This is a genomic window from Paenibacillus sp. FSL W8-0187 (assembly GCF_037969755.1).
In the GTDB taxonomy this organism is placed as follows: domain Bacteria; phylum Bacillota; class Bacilli; order Paenibacillales; family Paenibacillaceae; genus Paenibacillus_AQ.
Genome location: NZ_CP150206.1, coordinates 6,271,918 through 6,294,143, shown reverse-complemented (window position 1 = coordinate 6,294,143; position 22,226 = coordinate 6,271,918). Strand labels below are relative to the sequence as shown.

Annotated in this window: 22 protein-coding genes and 1 riboswitch; of the genes, 16 read left to right on the top strand and 6 right to left on the bottom strand. The window is 49.0% G+C overall.

Going from position 1 to position 22,226, the window contains the following annotated elements:
- Nucleotides 1–298: 298 nt before the first annotated feature.
- Nucleotides 299–658, top strand: coding sequence for an iron-sulfur cluster assembly accessory protein (locus MKY48_RS28570; protein WP_076324840.1), 360 nt, complete (start codon nucleotides 299–301; stop codon nucleotides 656–658).
- A gap of 172 nt (nucleotides 659–830) precedes the next feature.
- Here MKY48_RS28570 and MKY48_RS28565 read toward each other — a convergent pair whose 3' ends face one another.
- Nucleotides 831–1,040: a hypothetical protein gene (locus MKY48_RS28565; protein ID WP_076324839.1), complete on the bottom strand. Its 210-nt coding sequence runs from the start codon at nucleotides 1,038–1,040 to the stop codon at nucleotides 831–833.
- Between the two features lie 221 nt (nucleotides 1,041–1,261).
- Here MKY48_RS28565 and MKY48_RS28560 point away from each other — a divergent pair, with 221 nt between their 5' ends.
- Together MKY48_RS28560 and sda are read left to right on the top strand one after the other, a co-directional pair.
- Nucleotides 1,262–1,924, top strand: a complete 663-nt coding sequence (locus MKY48_RS28560) for a YheC/YheD family protein (RefSeq protein ID WP_215157967.1) — start codon at nucleotides 1,262–1,264, stop codon at nucleotides 1,922–1,924.
- A 297-nt stretch (nucleotides 1,925–2,221) separates the two neighbouring features.
- On the top strand, nucleotides 2,222–2,365 hold the full coding sequence (gene sda / locus MKY48_RS28555) for a sporulation histidine kinase inhibitor Sda (protein WP_098748866.1): 144 nt from the start codon (nucleotides 2,222–2,224) through the stop codon (nucleotides 2,363–2,365).
- A 197-nt stretch (nucleotides 2,366–2,562) separates the two neighbouring features.
- On the opposite strand, the gene MKY48_RS28550 is transcribed toward sda, so the two are convergent.
- Nucleotides 2,563–3,564 (bottom strand): NAD(P)/FAD-dependent oxidoreductase, encoded by a 1,002-nt coding sequence (locus MKY48_RS28550; RefSeq protein ID WP_285228812.1) that lies wholly within the window; start codon nucleotides 3,562–3,564, stop codon nucleotides 2,563–2,565.
- Between the two features lie 478 nt (nucleotides 3,565–4,042).
- On the opposite strand from MKY48_RS28550, the gene MKY48_RS28545 reads away from it, so the two are divergent.
- Both MKY48_RS28545 and MKY48_RS28540 read left to right on the top strand, forming a co-directional pair.
- A complete protein-coding gene (locus tag MKY48_RS28545) occupies nucleotides 4,043–5,236 on the top strand; it encodes an NAD(P)/FAD-dependent oxidoreductase (RefSeq protein ID WP_339267975.1) in 1,194 nt (397 codons plus the stop codon).
- On the top strand, nucleotides 5,237–5,497 hold the full coding sequence (locus tag MKY48_RS28540) for a hypothetical protein (RefSeq protein ID WP_339267973.1): 261 nt from the start codon (nucleotides 5,237–5,239) through the stop codon (nucleotides 5,495–5,497).
- A gap of 156 nt (nucleotides 5,498–5,653) precedes the next feature.
- Here the strand turns inward: MKY48_RS28540 and hemQ are convergent, their stop codons facing one another.
- On the bottom strand, nucleotides 5,654–6,403 hold the full coding sequence (gene hemQ / locus MKY48_RS28535; protein WP_076324834.1) for a hydrogen peroxide-dependent heme synthase: 750 nt from the start codon (nucleotides 6,401–6,403) through the stop codon (nucleotides 5,654–5,656).
- 250 nt (nucleotides 6,404–6,653) lie between these two features.
- Between hemQ and MKY48_RS28530 the strand changes: the two genes are divergently transcribed.
- The 3 genes from MKY48_RS28530 (at nucleotide 6,654) to dnaI (ending at nucleotide 9,644) form a co-directional block, all read left to right on the top strand.
- Complete coding sequence (locus MKY48_RS28530) at nucleotides 6,654–6,953, top strand: YuiB family protein (RefSeq protein WP_339273692.1); 300 nt, start codon at nucleotides 6,654–6,656, stop codon at nucleotides 6,951–6,953.
- A gap of 198 nt (nucleotides 6,954–7,151) precedes the next feature.
- On the top strand, nucleotides 7,152–8,657 hold the full coding sequence (locus MKY48_RS28525) for a DnaD domain protein (RefSeq protein WP_076324833.1): 1,506 nt from the start codon (nucleotides 7,152–7,154) through the stop codon (nucleotides 8,655–8,657).
- A gap of 33 nt (nucleotides 8,658–8,690) precedes the next feature.
- Complete coding sequence (dnaI, locus tag MKY48_RS28520; protein WP_339291771.1) at nucleotides 8,691–9,644, top strand: primosomal protein DnaI; 954 nt, start codon at nucleotides 8,691–8,693, stop codon at nucleotides 9,642–9,644.
- Between the two features lie 119 nt (nucleotides 9,645–9,763).
- On the opposite strand, the gene MKY48_RS28515 is transcribed toward dnaI, so the two are convergent.
- Nucleotides 9,764–9,919 (bottom strand): hypothetical protein, encoded by a 156-nt coding sequence (locus tag MKY48_RS28515; RefSeq protein ID WP_006212594.1) that lies wholly within the window; start codon nucleotides 9,917–9,919, stop codon nucleotides 9,764–9,766.
- 251 nt (nucleotides 9,920–10,170) lie between these two features.
- Between MKY48_RS28515 and trxA the strand changes: the two genes are divergently transcribed.
- Nucleotides 10,171–10,488 carry a thioredoxin gene (trxA, locus tag MKY48_RS28510; RefSeq protein ID WP_076324831.1) on the top strand — a complete coding sequence of 106 codons (318 nt, stop codon included), beginning with the start codon at nucleotides 10,171–10,173 and terminating at the stop codon, nucleotides 10,486–10,488.
- Nucleotides 10,489–10,623: 135 nt separating this feature from the next.
- Complete coding sequence (gene uvrC, locus MKY48_RS28505) at nucleotides 10,624–12,627, top strand: excinuclease ABC subunit UvrC (RefSeq protein WP_339267968.1); 2,004 nt, start codon at nucleotides 10,624–10,626, stop codon at nucleotides 12,625–12,627.
- Here the strand turns inward: uvrC and MKY48_RS28500 are convergent.
- Complete coding sequence (locus MKY48_RS28500; protein WP_339267967.1) at nucleotides 12,599–14,287, bottom strand: CPBP family intramembrane glutamic endopeptidase; 1,689 nt, start codon at nucleotides 14,285–14,287, stop codon at nucleotides 12,599–12,601. The genes uvrC and MKY48_RS28500 overlap by 29 nt on opposite strands.
- 291 nt (nucleotides 14,288–14,578) lie before the next feature.
- A riboswitch (cyclic di-AMP (ydaO/yuaA leader) is annotated at nucleotides 14,579–14,723 on the top strand.
- A gap of 64 nt (nucleotides 14,724–14,787) precedes the next feature.
- Here MKY48_RS28500 and MKY48_RS28495 point away from each other — a divergent pair.
- Nucleotides 14,788–16,128: a TrkH family potassium uptake protein gene (locus MKY48_RS28495; protein ID WP_076324828.1), complete on the top strand. Its 1,341-nt coding sequence runs from the start codon at nucleotides 14,788–14,790 to the stop codon at nucleotides 16,126–16,128.
- Between the two features lie 16 nt (nucleotides 16,129–16,144).
- Entirely contained in the window at nucleotides 16,145–16,819 is a 675-nt protein-coding gene (locus MKY48_RS28490) for a TrkA family potassium uptake protein (protein WP_076324827.1), read from the top strand.
- 36 nt (nucleotides 16,820–16,855) lie between these two features.
- Here the strand turns inward: MKY48_RS28490 and MKY48_RS28485 are convergent, their stop codons facing one another.
- Nucleotides 16,856–17,773, bottom strand: a complete 918-nt coding sequence (locus MKY48_RS28485; protein WP_076324826.1) for a LysR family transcriptional regulator — start codon at nucleotides 17,771–17,773, stop codon at nucleotides 16,856–16,858.
- Between the two features lie 261 nt (nucleotides 17,774–18,034).
- Here MKY48_RS28485 and MKY48_RS28480 point away from each other — a divergent pair, with 261 nt between their 5' ends.
- The 4 genes from MKY48_RS28480 to MKY48_RS28465 all read left to right on the top strand — a co-directional run bounded on the left by MKY48_RS28480 (nucleotide 18,035) and on the right by MKY48_RS28465 (nucleotide 22,163).
- Nucleotides 18,035–18,703: a succinate dehydrogenase cytochrome b558 subunit gene (locus MKY48_RS28480; protein ID WP_339267964.1), complete on the top strand. Its 669-nt coding sequence runs from the start codon at nucleotides 18,035–18,037 to the stop codon at nucleotides 18,701–18,703.
- Between the two features lie 16 nt (nucleotides 18,704–18,719).
- The gene (gene sdhA, locus MKY48_RS28475) at nucleotides 18,720–20,462 is read left to right on the top strand and encodes a succinate dehydrogenase flavoprotein subunit (protein ID WP_076324824.1); all 1,743 of its coding nucleotides are present in this window, start codon (nucleotides 18,720–18,722) and stop codon (nucleotides 20,460–20,462) included.
- Between the two features lie 19 nt (nucleotides 20,463–20,481).
- Nucleotides 20,482–21,246: a succinate dehydrogenase iron-sulfur subunit gene (sdhB, locus tag MKY48_RS28470; RefSeq protein ID WP_076324823.1), complete on the top strand. Its 765-nt coding sequence runs from the start codon at nucleotides 20,482–20,484 to the stop codon at nucleotides 21,244–21,246.
- A 116-nt stretch (nucleotides 21,247–21,362) separates the two neighbouring features.
- Nucleotides 21,363–22,163, top strand: a complete 801-nt coding sequence (locus tag MKY48_RS28465) for an AAC(3) family N-acetyltransferase (protein WP_076324822.1) — start codon at nucleotides 21,363–21,365, stop codon at nucleotides 22,161–22,163.
- Nucleotides 22,164–22,226 lie beyond the last annotated feature (63 nt).

The window sequence follows — 22,226 nt, the reverse complement described above, 5'->3', positions numbered from 1 at the left end:
TATAGTGGTATAACAACAACATCAATAATGGGCTGAATAAATAAATAAGTTTGTGAAAAAATATACAACTGTGGACCAGCCATAACCTTTGCCGCTTTTTAGCTGAGGGATGTGACAATTATCCAACAGTTGCCGCCCATGTTCCTTCCCTATTATAAACCTGACCCCTCGGGGTAGCAACACAAATAGAGGAATTGAAAATAGGTTTGTCATTACATATCAAAAGCCATCATAACAACCTTGAGCGAATTCGCGAAGAGGAGTATACTTAAAGAGTGAACGAAAAGGAGGGTGACCTATGATTACAATCAGCGACTCAGCTGCAGAACGTTTAAAAGAAATGCTTGCTGAACAGGAAACGCCCAACATGTTCCTTCGACTGGGTGTCACTGCCGGCGGTTGCAGTGGTTTTTCATATGCAATGGGCTTTGACGATAATGAAACGGAAGCTGACGTATATATGGATCTGCAGGATATGAAGGTCGTTGTCGAAAAGGACGATCTGAAATACCTGAATGGTCTGGAAATCGATTTTGAGGAATCCGGCATGACCGGGGGCTTCACCATCCACAATCCGAACGCGACCGTAACGTGCGGCTGCGGTTCGTCATTCCGTACGGCAACGGATGCGGGCAAACCGAACGAAGAGCCTTGCTAATAAGGACTCTCTAGAGGGTTAAGCCTGAGTCCAACAGTGAAAGACCTCTCCAGACAATCTTGTCGGGGAGGTCTTTTTTGCGTTATCGGGAACATCCGCTATAGACATAAGAACCCGAAAAAGCAGCCAACTCCGCGATAAGAAGAGGCTGCTTTTTCGGGTTCTTCATAGTTCAGACCGGGAAGAAGAAGGTATCGTTCAGCATCAGCACGATCATGCCGGCGGCCACAAGCGAAAATATGATGCAGCCCGCTCCGAGTCCTCTGCGCTTATCCTTGATGAACTTGAAGCCCATGGCAAAGATAAGAACGGTTACGGCTGCAAGTGCAATCGACATGCCGACAATGGCGATCCAGTATAAAACTTCAAACAATGCTGCCAAGGTGACAAAGCCTCCTTTATCGTTATCCAAGGTGATGGATTTATTACGGACAAAGCTCTGTTCTTACTATACGATAGATCACAGCATTTGCAAAGGGAGGCTCCCGTGAGGCCACAAGAACCTCAATTATTAGGCATACCATCACGGACAATCATCCAAGACAAAGAGCGGATTGGGGAATAGGATAACGTATGTCATGAATAAAAGGAGGCGAAAGCAGCATGGCGGGAAGACAACTGGCCAGCAAGTGGTTGAAGACGGAAGCGCTGCTGACCGATCCGCAGGTTGCTCCCTACATTCCGGCTACCCAGTCGTATGGAGGGGATACCCTGGCCTCAATGCTGGCCGAACACGAAATGGTCGTGATCAAGCCGATTGTAGGAACCGGTGGTAACGGAGTCATCCGAATACAGAAAGACGGAACGGGATACTTGGTAACTCATAAGAGGCGTACTGTTCATGTAGATACATTGAATTCCCTGTTATACGTACTGGGCAGAATAAGACTGAGACGGAGCTACATGATACAGCAGGGGATTCATTTGGCTAAAATTCAGGGACGTCCGCTGGATTACCGTATAAAGGTAGTCAAGGATCGAGGAAGATGGAAATTCCGGGCCATGCTGGGGCGACTCGCGAACCCAGGGCTTTTTGTGACGAATATTTGTAAAGGGGGGACGCTGCTTCGTTGTGGCCATGCACTCCGGCTGTCACTGCCCCATATTAATGCGAGGGAAAAGCGCAATGAAATGCGCCAAGTAACCAGACAGTGCATAGGAATACTGGAATCCCGTTTTCCAGGGATCGGCGAACTGGGATTTGATTACGGGTTAGACAATGAGGGCAAGATTTGGATTTTGGAGGTTAATACAAGACCAAGCTGAATTTTTGTTTAATATTCCCAAATGCAGCCGTTTAATGATTTTTTAATAGGGTAATAAAAAAATAACGATAATCTACCGATATTATAATTGATTAATTTTTTTTATAGTAGATTTCCCCAAGATCCTGTGTATAACATTTATCCCCATAATCCACTTTGATATGACCCTGTTTTTTACACTTACCAACAAATTATACACAGGATTTCCACAAGAGGTTGTGGATAAGCGAACAGTTGTTCCGTTTTGGTATGTCTGATATGATAGATTCAGGAAATTTGAGGAAGGGGTGTGAGAGGGATGGCTATGTTGACGGATGAGATGCTTCTCGATTCCTATCATATGGCTATTGAGTTGAAGTTGGAGCGAGAGTTCATCACTCTACTGCTAGCCGAGATTCATAAACGGAACTTGGACACCGATTCCGGCAGCATCCTGCATTAATCAGATTTTTCGTATATAGAATAGATAACTTACGACATGATACGTATATAATGTGGGAGCTTTCAACCAAGTTCTACATATGGTTTGAAGAATAGAAAAGGTATCTTCGATTCCGGGGCGGTGCATACCCCCTCGGAATGAAGATACCTTTTTTTCTATGAATATAGATGTATATGAAGTTAAAATCCGAGCTGTCCTTACAATTTCATGTTACTGCTGTGGCCCGGAGCCAATCTGGCCTCAGGATCGAAGTAAACCTTGGCATTGTTTACGGCGGTAGGTGCTTCGCCAAATCCAACAGCGATCAGTTTGACCTTGCCCGGATAGGTGGTGATGTCGCCGGCTGCAAAAATACCGGGAATACTTGTTTCCATACGGGAATCCACCACAATGGAGTTGCTTTCGATGGCGATGCCCCATTCGGAGATCGGACCGAGGGAGGACACAAACCCGAAATTGACAATGACATCGTCCACTTCAATCTCTTGCGTCTCTTTGGTCTTAATATGCGAAAGCGTAACCTTCGTAATGGTATCATCACCATGCAATTCGGTGATCTCGGTTGGCGTAATGATGTTCACCTTCGATGCCATCAGCTGTTCAACACTATGCTCATGGGCACGGAATTTGTCACGGCGATGAACCAGTGTAACCTGCTCGGCGATCGGCTCGATCATGAGCGCCCAGTCTACCGCAGAGTCGCCGCCGCCGCTGATGAGAACCTTCTTGCCTTTAAAGCGGCTGAGATCGTTGACAAAATAATGAAGGTTGGACTTTTCGTATGCTTCTGCCCCTTCAATCTCCAGTCGACGGGGTTGGAACGCTCCTACACCGGCTGTAATGATGACAGCTTTGGCGTGGTGTTCACCCAGATTTGTTTTTACGACAAAATGACGTTCTTCGAGTTTTTCCACAGCCTGTACTTTCTCTTCAAGACGAATGTCCGTTTTAAAGAGCTCCATTTGGGCAGACAGATTGTTCACAAGCTCTTGAGCGGTTACTTTTGGAAAGCCTGCTACGTCATAAATATATTTCTCAGGATACAGCGCAGCTAATTGGCCTCCAAGCTGAGGCATGCTCTCGATAAGTTTTACCGAAGCTTGGCGCATTCCGCCGTAAAAAGCAGCAAACATACCTGCAGGTCCGCCACCGATAATCAAAAGATCCGTCATATTGCTGTCTTGTGGCATCGTTGTCATGCGGTAAGCACCTCCATAAAATGAGTTTATATTCGAATCAGACAGACGTTCTTGTCCGGATAAAGCTGATTCATGAATTCCTTACCTATTATAATCGTCCCGAACCGGCATGAAAAGACGAGAATTGAGTTAAAATACCTAACATTGGAATGGATGCGCTTACTTAGTAAGTAAGGGGATAAATGGCGGAATTATTTGCACATTATATGGCAAAAAATTTCTTGATATTTGCATGGTTTATGCATATGATTAACGTGATAACTTGTGTTCATTACAGGGTAGTCCCATATATTATCAACTGCAGCAGCATTAAGGAAACTTAGTATTTCAGCTGTTTTTGAACCTTAATGAACCTTCAGGTCAAATGATGAAACGGGCTCTGATAAGGGCTCTTCTCTTTTTTTGGATGCATTTTCACAGAATGTTAACATGTGTACCATACTGTATATATAAAGAGTAAGCTGGAAGGAGCAATAGAATGAGCAGCATACCGAAGATCGTAATCCTTGGCGCGGGTTACGGGGGCATATTGACAGCGCAGCGGCTGCAAAAAGAGCTGAATTATAATGAGGCCGATGTTACATTGGTGAATCGCCATGATTATCATTATATTACAACGCATTTGCATATGCCGGCAGCAGGAACAGACAGCATTGAGAACACCCGGGTATCCATTTCCAAGTTGATAGACGAATTCAAAATCGACCTGGTCAAATCCTCGGTTCAGGAAATCCGCCTCCACGATAAGAAGGTTATTCTTGAAGATGGAACGTTATCCTATGACTATCTTGTCATTGGACTCGGCGGAGAGCCGGAAACCTTTGGCATTCCAGGACTCGCAGAGCATGCGATGACGATCCGAAGCATCAACTCGGTACGATTGATTCGTGAGCATATTGAGTATCAATTTGCTTTATATAAAAATGAGCGCAGACCGCAAGAGCGCATTAACTTTGTGGTTGGCGGGGCCGGATTCAGCGGCATCGAGTTTGTAGCCGAGCTGGCGGACCGCATTCCGAGACTGTGCAAGGAGTATGACGTGGATCCGACGCTGGTGAATATCTATAATGTTGAAGCCGCGCCTGCCGCGTTACCTGGGTTTGCACCTGAGCTGGTGGAGTACGCCATGAACGTTCTTGAGAAGAAAGGCGTTACCTTCAAAATGGGCATTGCGATCAAGGAATGCCTCTCAGGCGGAGTCGTTCTGAACAATGGTGAAGAGATCCGGGCGGCAACGGTGATATGGACCGGCGGCATCCGTGGGAACCGTCTGGTAGAAGCAGCTGGTTTCGAAACGATGAGAGGCCGCGTTAAGGTGGATGAATACTTGCGCGCTCCCGGATATGAGAACATTTATATTATCGGCGATAACTCCCTGATTTTTAATGAGGAAGGCAGACCTTATCCGCCGACCGCTCAAATGGCGATGCAGCAGGGCGTGTGTTGTGCCCAAAATATCGTTGCGGCGATTCGGGACAAGTCCATGCGCAAATTCGAGTTCCACAATAAGGGCACGGTTGCTTCCCTCGGCCGGGGCGAAGGCATTGCGGTAGTCGGCGATAAGAAATATCAGGGATGGAAAGCGGCTCAGCTGAAAAAATTGGTTGATCTGCGCTACCTCTTCATTATTGGAGGGATTCCGCTCGTCCTGAAAAAAGGTAGGTTTCTATAAATGAGACACTGCAGCGTTCAAGTACGGGGGCTGCTCACAAGAGATGAGCTGGATCGATATAACGCGCTGATGGAGGTCGGCTCCTATTTGGAGTTGCAAGAGCGGTACGATCTGGCTTACACCATTCAGCAGGAGGTCGACATTCTCATACTTCCTGCAATTGAGCGGCTCAAGGATAAGGGACGTGCCCGGGACCGGGCAACGGCTGAATATCTTGAAACCTTGCGCAAGCAAGAGCAAGATGAGGACGACAGTGAGTAATAGAAAAAGGGATGCTCTCAGTGTTGAGAGCATCCCTTTTTTGACATATTAGAATTTGTAAGTTTTTTGGGGTCCCCGCAAAGTATTTGGAATAAACATCGTAGCATAGGCTCCACTTTGTGGGGTTTTGTACATGCTTTTTATGTGCAGAAGGAATTATACCTTCATTAAATCTGTAAACGAAGCCTGATCGAGCAGGTTGCCGACATAGAACGGACCAAACTCGCCGAAACGCGCACTTACCTCGTCAAATCTCATTTCGTACACGAGTTTCTTGAATTGAAGCGCGTCGTCACTGAACAGGGTTACGCCCCATTCCCAATCGTCGAATCCAACGGAACCGGTGATGATCTGTTTGACCTTGCCGGCATATCCGCGGCCAATCATCCCATGGCTCTTCATCATCGATTTGCGTTCATCCATGCTCAGCATATACCAGTTGTCCGACAAATCCCGCTTTTTGTTCATCGGATAGAAGCAAATATGCTTCGATTTAGGCAGAGCCGGCTTCAGACGGGCAATGACATGCGGATTCTGCATCGGATCCTCATCGGAGGAGCCAGCCAGGTAGTTGCTCAGCTCGACAATGCTTACATACGAATATGACTTGATGGTGAACTGGGCAAACGTTGTTTTGTTAAAGGCGTTCTCGATCGCGTTCAGCTCTTCGAGCGTCTCGCGCAAAAGCATGAATACGAAATCGGCTTTCTGACCGACGATGGTATATACAGCGGTACTGCCTTTCTGGGCAGCTTCGACGGCATCCCATTCCTCTAGGAACGCATTTAGCTCGTCCAGCGCAAAAGCACGTACTTCTTCATCTGCAGCTTTCCAGGCCGGCCAATTGATGGTGCGGAAATCATGCAGCGCATACCAGCCCTCAAGCGTCATTGCAGCTTCGTTCATGTGATCACTCCTAAACGTTATGTTCGTTATTATAGAAGCGGATGGCCGCTTGCATTAACTTCCTATATTGTACTGTAAGCGCAGTCGGAAGGGCAAACGCCGACACAATGATTTCACGATTGTTCGTTGATCTGTGACATTATTTTTAGTAAACTAGCTATTAGCTAAAGCTTGGTGTGCTGTTTCTTGCTGCAATAAAGTAGAATAGCTGCTACGCGTAGGTGATAAAGAAGAGGTGAAAACAGCGATCATGCTTCAATTTATTCCTGTGCTCGTGCTGATGATTTTGTTTTTTGTCATGATGTTCGGTATCGGTTTTATCCTCAATATGTTGATGAAGACGACCTGGTTTCCTTGCTATCTGTTTGTGATTGTCATTTTGCCGGTCGTTGTATACAGCTTGTGGGATCGGGGCCAAATGTCGTTCTGGACTCACGTCGGATCATTCCAATTGGTGGATTACTTAACGGGAGTTGCAGGTCTGATTGGTGCCTACTTGAGCGGATGGACCATTAAGACATTGCGTATTAAAGGCTTTAGAATGTTTTAAGGCGCGTGGCGCAAATTGAATGTAGTGTTGATGGCGGCTCTGCAATACCCGGGGGCCGTCATTTATTATTTATGGAAGCATGCAAATGGCGGGTGCACGAATTCCAGAATTTTTGATGCGAAAGAACCGACTTCGAAACGACGGATTTATGATAGAATAGAGGAAGTCTATTTTTGGGCGACAGGGGGAGCATAAACGATGCGCATGACTAATTTTTTACATTTTACAGAGAACCACCGTTACTGCGTATACCGTGACTTCTGCTTAAGCGGCCTGGATGACAAAATGCTTGGTTCGATATATCAACCGATGGTTGGCGCGTTTGCGATCAGTCTGTACCGTCTTCTCGTATCGCATGTGCCGGTGGAGAAGGTGGGTTACTCGGCTATTGAACAGCAGCGAAGATTATTTCTGACATTAGGGCTTGAGCCTAGTGAAAAAGGACGCCGCTTTCTCATTGAGCAAACCTCCAAGCTGGAAGCGGTAGGTTTACTGCAGACAAGCCGGATGTTTGTCCCGGAAACGGACGACCATATCTATGAATATGAGCTGCAAGCACCGCTCAGTCCAGCGGAGTTCTTCAACACCCAGCATCTGACGCTGCTGCTTCGCGACAAGGTGGGGAAATTCGCCGTTCTGTCGTTAAGAGAAGAGCTCTGGAGCAAGGAACCCCTTGAATGGTCCGGTATTTCCTTCAACAAGGAGAACATTTCGGTTCCCTTTTATGATATTTTTGAGCTGAACACGCATGTCATTGATTATGAACTGGAGCAAGCGCTGGAAGAGGTCGCGGTGTCACGGAAGTCAGTGGTGCCGCCAAATCCGCAAGGAGAGGGTCTGAACTATGCGGACATTATTCTCCGTTTCCCGCGTGAATCCCGCAATCGGGTCTTTGTGGAGCGTCTTCGCTACGACCATGAACAGATGGGCATTGTGAATTACGTGGTGCGCAAATATGATCTCAGCACGCAGGATTTGTGTCGCCTGCTGGATGAGGACGGCATATTTACCGAGCATGGTGAGGTCGTGCTGGATGATCTGCAGCACAAGGCCAGTCTTCACTTTAGGCAGGGAATGAAGATGCAGGAGAAGCGGCAGATTACCGCGGGCAAGGTCGTTGCTTTGCATCAGGAGATGACGGCCGATCCGGAAGAGCCTGCACAGGAGCATGCCGTAGAGATGGAATACTATGTAGAAGTTCCTGCCCAGTTCCAATCGAAATGCGATATTCACCAATATAATATGATGCTCCGCAACGAGCCTTATACCCGGCTGCTGCAGACCTTCTTTCCGGGCTCGGTCCCAGCGCAGTTCCTGGACATCTTCGAAAAGATCGACCTGAGCTATAAGCTGCCGGGAGAAGTCATCAACGTGCTCATTCATTATTTAATGTCACTCATGGCCGCAGGCGGCGAGCAGCGAATCAACCGTAATTTCGTGGAGGCCATTGCTTCCAATATGCTGCTGAAGCAGATTAACAGCTATGAGAAAGCTGTTCAGTATATACGTGATCAAGCCAAGATGAAAGGCAAGCAGAAGGCAACCACACAACGTACGCGTACATACGCTAAAGGTGGAAAGGTGAAGCCGGAAATTCCAGTGGCTCTGGAGTCCGATCAGGCGGAGGCCGTATCGGATGAGGAATTCGAAGAAATGATGCGATTTGCGGCAGAAATGCAGGCTGGCAACAAGAAGGGCGGATAAAGAAATCCTGCTGAAGAGAGGAGGGAACAAGAGATGGAGTCCCTTGGTGAACTGCTGGAAAGCATGAAAAGTCCTGCGCTCCGGCGCAGAACGGAACAGATTACGGAGGATTTGCTTAGGAATCCTCTGATTCAAGCTCTGCGGAGCGAATACCCGGAGATCGATGATCGGGTCATACGATTGAATTTAAGCAAACTGTATCAATATGCGGGAGATCAGGCCCACTGCAAGGCGTGTCCCGGTCTTGACCGGTGTCCCAATGATTTCCAGGGGCATTTCAGCAAGCTGGATATCCAGCGGATGAACGGAACCGTGGAGATCTATGAGCGTAAGTCGCCGTGTTCCCTGCAGATTGCGAAGACAAATGAGGATCAGATCAAAAAACGGATTCGCAGCTTTTATGTTGATGAGCATGCCTTGAACGAAGGTTATGACAACATGGAGATTATGGCGAAGGACCGCTTGCGGGCACCGGCGGTGCACCAGGTCTTTAAATACATCCGGGATACGAAGGAGAATGGCTTGTCTCCGCGCGGCCTGTATCTCACCGGTTCGTTTGGTACGGGTAAGACCTACCTGATGGGTTACCTGATGCATGAGCTCGCGAAAGCGGGCCATTCGGGCGTTATCGTGTATATGCCTGATTTCGTGGAAGATCTGAAGACCATGATGCAGGACGGCCAGAAGCTGAAGGACATGGTGGAGACGATGAAGCATTGCGATCTGCTGATCTTTGACGATATCGGAGCGGAGAATTTGAATCCGTGGGTTCGGGATCATGTCCTCGGTTCCATTCTGAATTTCCGGATGAACCGGCTGCCGACCTTCTATACGTCGAACTATCCGCTCGACGGGCTTGAACAGCATCTGAGCTTCACGAGCAAGGATGGGGAGGAGGCACACAAAGGACAGCGGTTGATGAACCGAATTGCGCCTTTTGTCGATGTCGTTCATTTATTCGGCGAGAACCAGAGAGGGAAATTCTAGCATTGCAAGTGAACTCCCTATAGACAAGCTTTCCCTGAATTGTAAAAAGTCTGATCCCGTTAGCGTATGGAACGCGGCAGGATCAGACTTTTTATTTGTGCACAAGGAGTCATCAATAATTAGCCAACCAAGAACTTGATAATGACGAAACCGAAAAAGATGATGGTCATGAAACCAAACATCCCCACGAAGCCCATCATCAAATCGCCAAAGTCATTGCGTGGTTCTTCATTGATGTGCTCCCGTGGATCGTTAACGCGTACGTTTACATCCATGGTGCTTGCCTCCTCAAAAGGTGAACATGCCGTGCCAACACGAAAAACTTGACAGTCACCCGACTTGTTACTAGTAGTATACCCAATGCGCAAATCATTTGTAAAGATTGCATAAAAAACCCGTGAAATCCTCTTTCTTTAGGTGAGTATATTTCACTTTTTCCGACCGGTTGTGGTATACTAAATTCGTCGACCCATTCAACAATTATGGTCGTACTATATGTAAAATTATCCGTGAGGAGGAGAATATAATGGCTATCGTAAACGTTACCGATCAATCCTTCGTAAGTGAAGTGGAAGGTCAAGGAACGGTTGTAGTTGATTTCTGGGCGCCATGGTGCGGTCCTTGTAAAATGCTTGCCCCGATTTTGGAAGAGCTGTCCACAGATCTTGGTGATGCTGTGAAAATTGCTAAGGTGAACGTGGATGAGAATCCGGAATCCGCAGCACGTTTCGGCGTGATGAGCATTCCGACTATGATTTTCTTTAAAGACGGCCAGCCTGTCGATAAAGTGGTAGGTCTGAACTCCAAAGAAGCCTTGAAGGGCATCATTGCAAAACATCAATAAGCAGGATTGGTCATAGACTGCAATCTGCTTTCATAAAGCGCCTTCGGTGAAACCCGGAGGCGCTTTGTGTGGTTATTCATAGTGTTTTATATTTATGGTTAATACTATATAATCTCCTTGGAGAGGAGGGATAGCATGGACGATTTTGCCAAACAGCTTCAGGAGCAGGAGAGGGCGCTGGAGAATATCCGCCATAAGCTGGCATTGCTGCCGGACCAGCCCGGCTGTTACCTGATGAAGAATCATGAAGGCACGATTATTTATGTGGGCAAGGCGAAAGTGCTGAAGAATCGGGTACGCTCTTATTTTACCGGAAGCCATAACGGGAAGACCCAGATGCTTGTTTCGGAAATCCGCGATTTCGAATATATTGTGACCGGCAGCAACATGGAAGCCTTGATTCTGGAGTGTAACCTGATCAAAACCCATCAGCCGAGATTCAACGTGCTGCTGAAGGATGATAAAACCTATCCATATCTTAAAATAACGAATGAAGAGCATCCCCGTCTGGAAGTGACCAGAAGGGTGCTTAAAGATAAAGCCAAATACTTTGGCCCCTACCCGAATGCGTATGCGGCACAGCAGACCAAAAAGCTGCTGGACCGGATGTATCCTTTGCGCAAATGCGGCGTCATGCCGAAAGAAGTGTGCTTGTATTACCATATGGGACAATGCTTGGCTCCATGTGTAAAGGAAATTCCAAATTCTGCATATGAACAGATCACAGGGGAGATTACCTCATTCCTGAGCGGTGGACATGAAGAGATCAAGAAGGAACTGCAGCGCAAGATGCAGGAGGCCGCGGAGGATTTGTATTTCGAGCGTGCCAAAGAACTGCGGGATCAGATCATCCATATCGATACGCTAATGGAGAAGCAGAAGATTACGACGACGGATACACGGGACCGCGACGTATTCGGTTATGCTGTGGATAAAGGCTGGATGTGTGTACAGATTCTGTACATGCGCCAAGGGAAAATGGTACAGCGCAACAAGTCCGTTTTTCCATTCTACGGCGATGCGCACAGTGACTTTATGTCTTTTATTGCCCAGTATTACAGTGATAATCCTGCATTGCCGCAAGAAATTCTGCTGCCTGAGCCCCTGTTGATAGACGAGGCTGATCCAGAGTCGGTTGCTGGAACGGCTGTGGATGAAGGTGTGTTAGGCCCAGAGGAAGCCGTGGATTCGGCGAGTACGCTTTCCGCAGGAACATCTGATGAGCAGCAGGCAGCCCTTGCCCAGGCACAGGAGAAGCAGGCCGAAGCCGCTGGCATCGTGGATGCAGCCGGAGGGGCTGCCGCCCTGCAGGAATGGCTCGGCGTGAAGGTGCATGTGCCGCAGCGTGGTTTGAAGAAACAGATGGTGGGCATGGCGTCGGATAATGCAAAGGTGTCCTTAGACGAGAAATTCCGCTTGATTGAGCGCGATGAAGAACGCACCTCGGTCGCAGCGGCGAATCTGGGCGAAGTGATCGGCCTCCAGTCGCTGAACCGGATCGAGGCATTTGATAACTCGAACATCCAGGGGACCAACCCGGTATCGGCCATGGTTGTATTCACCAATGGGAAACCGGACAAGAAGGAATATCGGAAATACAAGATCCGTACCGTGCTGGGACCGGACGATTATGATACGATGCGTGAAGTGATCCGGCGGCGGTACGAGCGCGTCTTGAAGGAGAATTTGCCGCTTCCTGATCTGATTGTGGTCGATGGAGGGAAGGGACAGATTTCCGCCGCCAGCGATGTGTTGGAGAATGAGTTGGGGTTGTATATCCCGGTCTGCGGGCTTGTGAAGGATGCCAAGCATAAAACAGCGCAGCTCATGGTCGGAGACCCGCCGGAGCCGGTTACGCTGCCCCGGGACAGCCAGGAGTTCTATTTGCTGCAGCGTATTCAAGATGAGGTTCACCGGTTTGCGATTTCCTTCCACCGCGAACAGCGCGGCAAATCGATGGTATCCTCCAAGCTGGATTCCATCCCGGGCATTGGTGAGAAGCGCCGGAAGCTGCTGTTGAAGCATTTTGGCTCGGTCAAAAAAATAAAAGAGGCTTCAGTCGAAGACTTCAAGCCCCTTTCAATCGGTGAGAAATTAGCAACGGAAATTCTTAAGGCACTTCGTGAGGAGGAGTCGTGACATACGGCTTCTCTTTTTTTGTTGGATTGAAACGGTAAATCGCATACGCAACAAGCGCAGGAAGCACCATGTAGAAAGCACCAATCAGCAAGTTGGTGGTGTCCTTGAGCAAGATCAGGCTAATACCCATCAAGATGCTATTAAAGATGACATGGGAGAACATGGCCGCCAAATACCCATATTTCAAAAAGATGTAGCTGAACAGCAAGCCGATGATAACCAGTTCAATGGGCCGGGAAATTACAGGGTATATCGGATAAAGCGTATGCCCGAGCGCCCAGATGAGCGAGGTAATCAAACTGGCAACGAACGTATTGCGGACGATCTTTTTCACCATTTTGATTCCGAACAGTCGATAGACGGCCTCTTCGGATATGCCGGCCAGCCAGGCCATCAGCGGAAACAGCCAAGGATAGAGCATGTTGTAAGGCGACTGTGTGGCATCCGTGGTGGACCATGTATTTAAGGTTAGGCCCAGAACGATAAAGATAATGGATTGGACCCCAAGCAGGATGAAAGCCCACATATATCCCAGCTTCATGCTGTCCAGTACATAATGACCGTATCCGGGTTCTTTGGCGCGCGGCCATGGATTGAGCCCGTCTTCTTTTTGCCATAGTCCGTTGCCCCCGACAAGGGAGAAATAGAGCAGGGCGGAGAATATGAGCGAATAGACCGCATAGAAAATCATCATCCCGAATATACCAGTTTGCGACATCCCCTCGGATTTGAAAACGGGAATCAGATTATACGTATTTAGCATCTGAATGATAAACAGCAGCACCGCTAGGAACAGGCCGCGCTTAAACGACGTATAGGCTCTGGTCTTTACGCTGTACACAATGGCAAGAATGCCAAGGATGAGGGTGAACAGGCCATACCCTGCGAGTGTCAGCAGCGTTGCATCCTGAGTCTGCTTGTTGACATAGGCGGAATGGGCGGACGGGACTGAGAAGGATGGCTCATAGGAGCGTAATTTCCCATGTTCGAAGGTGAAACGGTGCTCCAATCGGGAATCGCCAATCTTGGATTCCGGGTCCACATATCGAAGCCGGGGTTCCCCTTCCCGCGTAACCAGCTCAAGGCGCGACAGGTCATAGCCCGCTCGCTGGAGCCAAGGCTCCGCGAGCGCTTGCTTCTCGGCTAATGACATGCCGTCCTCGACGACAAGCAGCATCTGCCTTTGTACATCGCCCTTGTTCAGCTCAATCCGGTCATAGCTGGAGCGGGCGTAATCGTACGAGAAGCCGACGATGCCTGAATTTTGCATGTGCACGTCCACATTGAGGGCATCCCCTCCCGGTTCGCTGAAGCGAACGCGGTATACGTCATAGGGATATTTGGCTTCATAGGTTTTGTTGTATTCCGAAAGTTTCTTTTCCTTCGCCAGATATCCGTAAAGTTCCGATTTGGATTGATATGTAACCAATGTGTCATCCGTTTTTGCAGCCGTAAACTGCAAATGCTCCTGAGCAAAGCTTGAAGCCGCTTGCCGAGCCTGCTCCTTGGATATGATATTCGGAGATGCCATCTCGGTAGAATCCGGATTCGTCGACGGAAACACCTGAAATAATAGGAACAGAATCAGGCCGACTGCGGCAGGCGCGATGAGCTGTTTGAGATTGGGCTTCAGCTTCAAGGGCTCTCTTGCACGATTCATGAAATTCCTCCTCTAGGAAAGTTGATACTCCCACTGGTATTCGATATGCCTGATTAAGTACGCATAGAGTCAATATAACATAGTTATGAAAGTCATAAGCAGCTTATCCCAATATCCGGAATAATGAAACAAATCGATGAAAATGAATGAAAGGTTTCGAAAACGTTAGAGAACCCTATGCTTGTATTCTTGAATATGCCCAATTCGCGCTCTTTTAAAGATTTTTTGGGTGAAAAACGGCATTGGGTTACGTACCAGATTGCGTTATAATCACATCATGCTTCAAGGAACCGAATATTCCAGCCGAATTTCGTACTGAAAATGGGGGAACCATGTAATTGGGGTGAATTTCATTATTCCTAGAATAATGAATAGGGCGACCTGTGGAAATGCCCGAATCCGTCAGCTAACCTCGTAGGCTGCAGCACAGGAACCAGACCGTAAAGGGCACTGCGTTTTCCAGTGTCTTTTTTCTTGATTTTTTTTAAGAAGGTGACCGATTGAACTCTAAATTTAACTGGCTCAGGTTGTCTCCGCCGCAGATTCTCGTGCTTGGTTTTGCGGCTATTATCTTCATCGGGACGGCGCTGTTAATGCTGCCGATTTCCACAAGTACAGGTGAACCGCTTGAATTTATCGATGCCTTGTTCACTTCGACATCGGCAACATGTGTAACGGGTCTGGTTGTGGTGGATACAGGAACGACATTCAGTTCCTTCGGAGAAGTCGTGATTATGCTGCTGATTCAGATCGGCGGGCTCGGATTCATGACGATGGCTACTTTATTTGCCTTGGCTCTGAAAAGACGCATCTCGCTCAAGGATCGCCTCATTCTGCAAGAAGCGATGAATCAGTCCTCGATGGAAGGAATCGTAAGGCTGATTCGCAGAGTGTTGTTGTACTCCCTCATCATCGAGGCCTGTGGTGCCATCATTCTATCGATCCGCTGGGCGTTTGATATGCCGATCGGCCAGGCGATTTATTATGGCGTTTTTCATGCAGTCACGATGTTTAACAACGCCGGTTTTGATTTGTTTGGTGATTTTCGGAGTTTGACCGGGTATGTCTACGATCCTGTAGTCAACATAGTCGTGATGTTTTTGATTGTCTCAGGTGGGATTGGTTTTATCGTATTATCCGATCTGATTGATTTCCGAAAACAGCGGAGACTTTCCTTGCACTCCAAAGTGGTGCTCACCATGACGGCTACCTTGCTGCTGGTTGGATTTATCGTCATTCTTATATTTGAATTCACCAATCCGAGGACGCTCGGCTCTCTGAATTGGGGCGGAAAATTCTTCGGTGCGTTATTCCAGTCCGTAACGCCGCGTACAGCTGGCGCGAATACTATAGATATTACGGGGCTTCGACAGGCCACGCAATTTTTTATCGTGATTCTGATGTTTATCGGAGCATCCCCAGGGTCAACCGGTGGCGGTATCAAAACAACAACCTTCACCATTATGGTGGGGGCGGTTATCGCCATGATGCGCGGGCGTGAAGACATCGTCATGTTCCGTTATCGCCTGGCCCAGGAGCGGGTGCTCAAGGCACTGACCATTGCATTATTGGCACTGCTGCTCGTTCTAATCGTATCGATGATTCTGTCAACGACAGAGGAAGGGAGCTTCCTGGAGATCCTATTCGAAACGACATCCGCCTTCGGTACGGTGGGTCTCTCCATGGGTTTAACGCCTGAACTGACGGGATTCGGGAAGATTTTGATCAGTATTACGATGTTTGCAGGGCGATTGGGGCCTTTGACGCTTGCTTATGCACTGGGGCCAAAAAAGGGTAAAGAATTATATCGTCATCCGGAAGGCAAAATGATTATTGGATAAGGAGTACAGGAGAGACATGAAACCAAAGCAATTTGCAATCATCGGTTTGGGACGATTTGGCGCCAGCCTGGCGCTTGAACTGATGGAACAGGGATATGAGGTGCTCGGCATCGACCGCAGTGAAGAGGTTGTCGAGGATATGAGCGAACTGCTGACGCACACGGTGGTGGCGGATGCTACGGACGAAGAGGTGCTTAAATCGCTCGGTATCCGTAACTTCGACTGCGGGATTGTGGCGATCGGGAACGATATTCAGATGAGCATCTTATCCGCCATCTTGTTAAAAGAGCTTGGTGTCGCCATGGTCGTTGCTAAGGCGATTTCAGTGCTGCACGGCCGGGCGCTGGAGAAGCTGGGCGTGGACCGGGTGATCTTTCCGGAAAGGGATATGGGGATCCGGGTAGCTCACCAACTTGTCACGCCCAACCTGCTCGACTATATCGAATTATCCAAGGACTATCTGATTGTGGAGATGACGGTCACGGACTGCATGGACGGAAAAACGCTTAGCGAGCTCAATACGAGGGTTCGCTACGGTGTCAGCGTGGTGGCCCTGAATAAACAATCCGGCATCATCGTAGCGCCAACAGCCATGGATGTGGTGAACTCCGGCGACATTATGGTCGTTATCGGCTCCAATGATAATGTGGATCTCTTTGAGTCTGAGGTCGTGAATATGCTCGAAAAATAAATAAAGAAGAAAAAAACCTGACGACCCTATATACCGTCAGGTTTTCTTCGTTTTATCCTCCTCCAGCTTACGGAACAGGATTTCCGTTTCGTCAATCCAGCGGCTGGCTGCCTTGCTCAGCTCCGAGGCTTGGCCGTAGATCAGCGAAGTTGTTCGCCGGGTTTCAATGAGTGCCGGAATATGAATGTCGACAAGCCCGTTATCGGACAACAGCTGCGGTCTCAGATAGGATTTGGGCAGAAGAGCGGCTGCCTTGCAGGTCGGGATGAGCCTGACGATCGCTTCGAAGGAATCGATCTCCATCCGAATATCCGGCATAATGCCCCAGCGGTGGAACAGGTCATCCGTCAACTTGCGGTACCAGGTGCCGGTTGAGAAAATGATCATCGGCAAGCCTTGAAGCTGCTCGATGCCGACATCCTCGATCTCCGCCAGCGGGTGTGAAGACGGGATGACAAGCTCCAGATGGTCATCAAACAGCGGAATACAGTTTAAGCCGGGCTGGTTGATGGAGGAGGCGACAATGCCGACATCGACCCGTTTATCTCTTACATAAGAAACGATCTCATGGGTCTTGCCGGTGATCAGCTTGATTTCGGCCGCGGGATGACGCTCCATGAATGCGTTAACGAGCGGGGGCAAGGTGGTCTGCAGTGTGGTTAGGCTGGCCCCCAGGTTGATCGAGATCTGATCCCCCTCCCGGTAATGGGCCAACGTCTGCATGAATTTGATCTGCTGCTGGCGCTGCTCCAGGGCAAAGGTGTACACAATCTGTCCGATGGAGGTAAGCTCCAGCCGTTTGCCGCGGCGGTTGAACAGCTGCAGCCCGAGCTGGTCCTCCAGCTTGGCTATTTTCCTGGACAGGGCTGGCTGTGACAAGTTAAGCAGCTTGGAGGCTTGGTTTATGCTGGATTGCTCTACAACGACGGCGAACATGTCCAGTTCTTCAAACATGGAATTCCTCCTATATAAAATAGACATATGTGCAAAACATTGCTTATGCGTATAGATTATAACGATTAATAATTATATTGCAATTCCATTATAAGAAAAAAAGGAGTAACATGAAACATGACACAAGTTGTTCACACGATTGCCGAAATAGGCAGCTTTTTGTCGTTGCAACGGTTTTAGGACAGGGTAAGTGTAATTGTTCTGGAAATAGGAAAGATTGAAAATGAAAACGCTGCACATTGGAAAGGGGAACGTCGACTGATGAAAGGGTATTATTCCAGAAAGCTGCATTCTTTACTCGGTGTCATACCGCTTGGAGCATTTTTGCTCAGCCATATGATTTCCAACTATAAGGCTTTCGAGGGTGGAAAGGAAGGCTTTGCAAGCGCGGTCCATTTTTTGAACAGCATGCCGCTGATATTTTTCCTCGAGCTGTTCCTGATCTGGCTGCCACTGCTATATCACGGTGTCTACGGGTTATACATTGCTTACCAGGCAAATAACAACGTGGGCAATTTCAACTATGAACGGAACATCCGCTTCACCGTCCAACGGATCACCGGCGTTATTACGTTCGTTTTTGTTATCTGGCATATGTACGATACGCGTTTCCAAATCATGATCGGCAAAATCACGCATGACGATTTGGGCGCGACCATGCATGGCATCATGAACAATCCGATTCTGTTTACTCTGTACGTCATCGGCGTTGTGTCGGCAGTCTTCCACTTCACAAACGGCCTGTGGGCGTTCCTCGTTAGCTGGGGCATCACCGTCGGTCCACGCGCGCAGAAGGTATCCACTTACATCTGCATGGGCTTGTTCGTATTGATGAGCGTGCTGTTTGTTCTGGCTATGACAGCATTCCGCAGTTCCGAATTCGAGGCGGCGACAGCAATGATCGATGTAGTTAAGACAGTCTTAAGTTAAGGGGAGTGAACGAAAAATGGCATCTAATATTATTGTAGTGGGTGGCGGCCTCGCCGGGCTGATGGCAACCATCAAAGCGGCAGAAGCAGGAGCTCACGTTCATCTATTCTCACTTGTACCTGTTAAACGCTCTCACTCCGTGTGCGCGCAAGGCGGCATCAATGGAGCCGTGAATACGAAAGGTGAGGGTGACTCTCCTTGGGAGCACTTTGACGATACGGTATACGGCGGCGACTTCCTTGCGAATCAGCCTCCGGTCAAAGCGATGTGTGAAGCGGCTCCGGGCATTATCCACTTGATGGACCGCATGGGCGTTATGTTTAACCGTACGCCGGAAGGTCTGCTCGATTTCCGCCGTTTCGGCGGAACGAAGCGTCACCGGACGGCATTCGCCGGCGCAACGACCGGACAGCAACTGCTCTATGCGCTTGACGAGCAGGTTCGCCGCTGGGAAACTGCGGGTCTTGTGACCAAGTACGAGAACTGGGAGTTCCTGAATGCGATCATCGACGACGAAGGCGTATGCCGCGGTATCGCTGCCCAGGATCTGCGCTCGATGGAGATTAAGGCGTTCAAAGCTGAAGCCGTTATACTCGCAAGCGGTGGTCCTGGTATTATTTTCGGTAAAACGACCAACTCGGTGATCAACACGGGAACAGCGGCCAGTGCCGTTTATCAGCAAGGCGTGCATTATGCGAACGGCGAGTTTATCCAGATTCACCCGACAGCCATTCCAGGCGATGACAAGCTCCGCTTGATGTCGGAATCGGCACGTGGTGAAGGCGGACGGATCTGGACCTATAAAGACGGCAAGCCGTGGTATTTCCTCGAAGAGAAATACCCTGCTTACGGAAACCTGGTGCCGCGTGACATTGCTACGCGTGAAATCTTCTCCGTCTGCGTCGATATGGGACTTGGGATCAATGGCGAGAACATGGTCTACCTGGACCTCTCCCATAAAGATCCGAAAGAGCTGGACGTAAAGCTTGGCGGTATCATCGAGATCTATGAGAAATTCATGGGCGACGATCCGCGTAAAATCCCGATGAAGATCTTCCCGGCAGTCCATTATTCCATGGGCGGCATGTGGGTCGATTACAACCAAATGACGAACATTCCCGGGCTGTTTGCAGCCGGAGAATGCGAGTATCAATATCACGGTGCGAACCGTTTGGGAGCGAACTCCCTGGTCTCCGCCATTTACGGCGGTATGGTGGCCGGACCGAAAGCGATTGAATATGTCAAAGGCTTGAAGAAGTCCGCTGAGGATGTTTCCTCCACCGTATTTGACCGCGTAGCGAAAGAGCAAACGACCAAGTATGAAGGCCTGCTCAAGATGGAAGGAACCGAGAATGCTTATGTGATCCATAAAGAGCTCGGCGAATGGATGACCAACAACATGACGGTGGTTCGCTACAACGACAAGCTTGAAGCTACCATCGGCAAAATCAAGGAATTGAAGCAACGTTACCGCAATATCAATATGACGGATACCTCCCGCTGGAACAACCAGGGCGTGGCGTTCACACGCCAGCTGTGGAACATGCTGGAGCTGTCCGAGGCCATGACGCTGGGTGCGCTTCTCCGTAACGAAAGCCGGGGCGCTCACTACAAGCCGGATTTCCCTGATCGTAACGATGAAGAGTTCCTCAAGACAACCAAAGCAACCTGGACGCCTGATGGACCACAGATTTCATACGAAGAAGTGGATGTTTCCTTAATCCCACCGCGTATTCGCGACTATTCGAAAGACAAGTAAGAAGGAAGGGGGATTTACGATGTCTCAAACGGCAGCCGCCTCAAAGAGCGTTAAGTTTATCATTACACGTCAGGACAATCCGGAGACGAAATCCTATACTGAGGAATTCGAAATTCCGTACCGTCCCGGCATGAACGTCATTAGTGCGCTGATGGAAATTCAGCGCAATCCCAAAAATGCACAGGGCCAAACCACCGCACCAGTATGCTGGGACTCCAACTGCCTTGAAGAAGTGTGCGGAGCTTGCTCCATGGTCATTAACGGCAAGCCGCGCCAAGCGTGTGCGGCATTGATCGATAAGCTGGAACAGCCGATTCGGATTCAGCCGATGAAGACGTTCCCGGTTGTAAGAGACTTGGTTATCGACCGCAGTCGTATGTTCACGGCCCTCAAGCGCGTGAAGGCGTGGATTCCGATCGATGGTACCTACGACCTTGGCCCCGGACCTAAAATGGCGGAGAAGAAGCGTCAGTGGGCTTACGAGCTGTCCAAATGTATGACATGCGGTGTATGTCTTGAGGCTTGCCCGAACGTCAACGAAAAAACAGACTTTATCGGACCAGCCGCTATTTCCCAAGTTCGCTTGTTCAATGCTCACCCGACAGGTGAGATGAACAAGGAAGAGCGTCTGGAAGCGCTGATGCAGGACGGAGGCATCGAGGGCTGCGGCAACTCGCAGAACTGCGTGCGTTCTTGTCCGAAGGGCATTCCGCTGACTACGTCGATTGCGGAAATGAACAAGGACACAACCAAACATCTGTTTAAGCGCTGGCTTGGCGTTTAATCGGTTTAGCTTCAACACCAAGGCGTCTGACCGGGGCATGGCTTCGGGCAGGCGCTTTTTTTGTTGTATGATATAAAACATGTGTTTATTAGGATATTGAAATGGAGATGAGTCACTTGATCATCGAAAAACCGATTACGATAAAGGATATAAGCGATGACCTGCTCGCTCTTGGCGTACGGAAGGGAATGACCCTGCTCGTCCATTCCTCGCTCAAAAGCGTGGGCGGATGGATTGTCGGTGGTCCGGAGGCGGTTATACTGGCCCTGGAAGACGTACTGGGCGATGAAGGGACACTGGTGATGCCAACGCAGTCTGCGAACTTAACCGATCCGAAGACATGGGGAAATCCTCCGGCCGACCCAAAATGGTGGGATTTGATCCGCGAGAGTATGCCTCCCTATGACCCAGATCTGACCGTTACATCAGGGATGGGGATCATTCCGGAAGTGTTCCGTAAACAAGAAGGGGTCATCCGAAGCCGTCATCCGCATGTTTCGTTTGCAGCACGCGGCAGGGATGCAAAGGCACTTATGCAATCCCATCCGCTCGATCATAGCTTGGGCGAAGCCTCGCCGCTGGCACGCTTATATGAAGCGGGTGCTTACGTGCTTATGCTGGGTAGTGGCTATGGCAATAATACTTCCTTCCACCTTAGCGAATACCGCACGGATTGGGCTGGCAAGAAAGTGGTAACCGCCCACGCGCCAGTACGCAGGATGCAGGGAATAACAAAGTGGGAGGCATTCCAGGATATCAACTATCATTCCGACGATTTTGAAGCGATTGGAGCATCGTTTGAAGCGCAATGTCCCGATGCATATAAGCATGGTCGTGTAGGAAAGGCAGACTGTGTGTTGGCAGAACAGCGGGCGATGGTGGATCATGCTGCGCAGTGGTTGGAGAAGAACCGTTAGATCTAAAGCAGTTGGACGGCTTTCGTTCGACTCGCTGTACGTGTTTTGTCGCTATTTTTAACA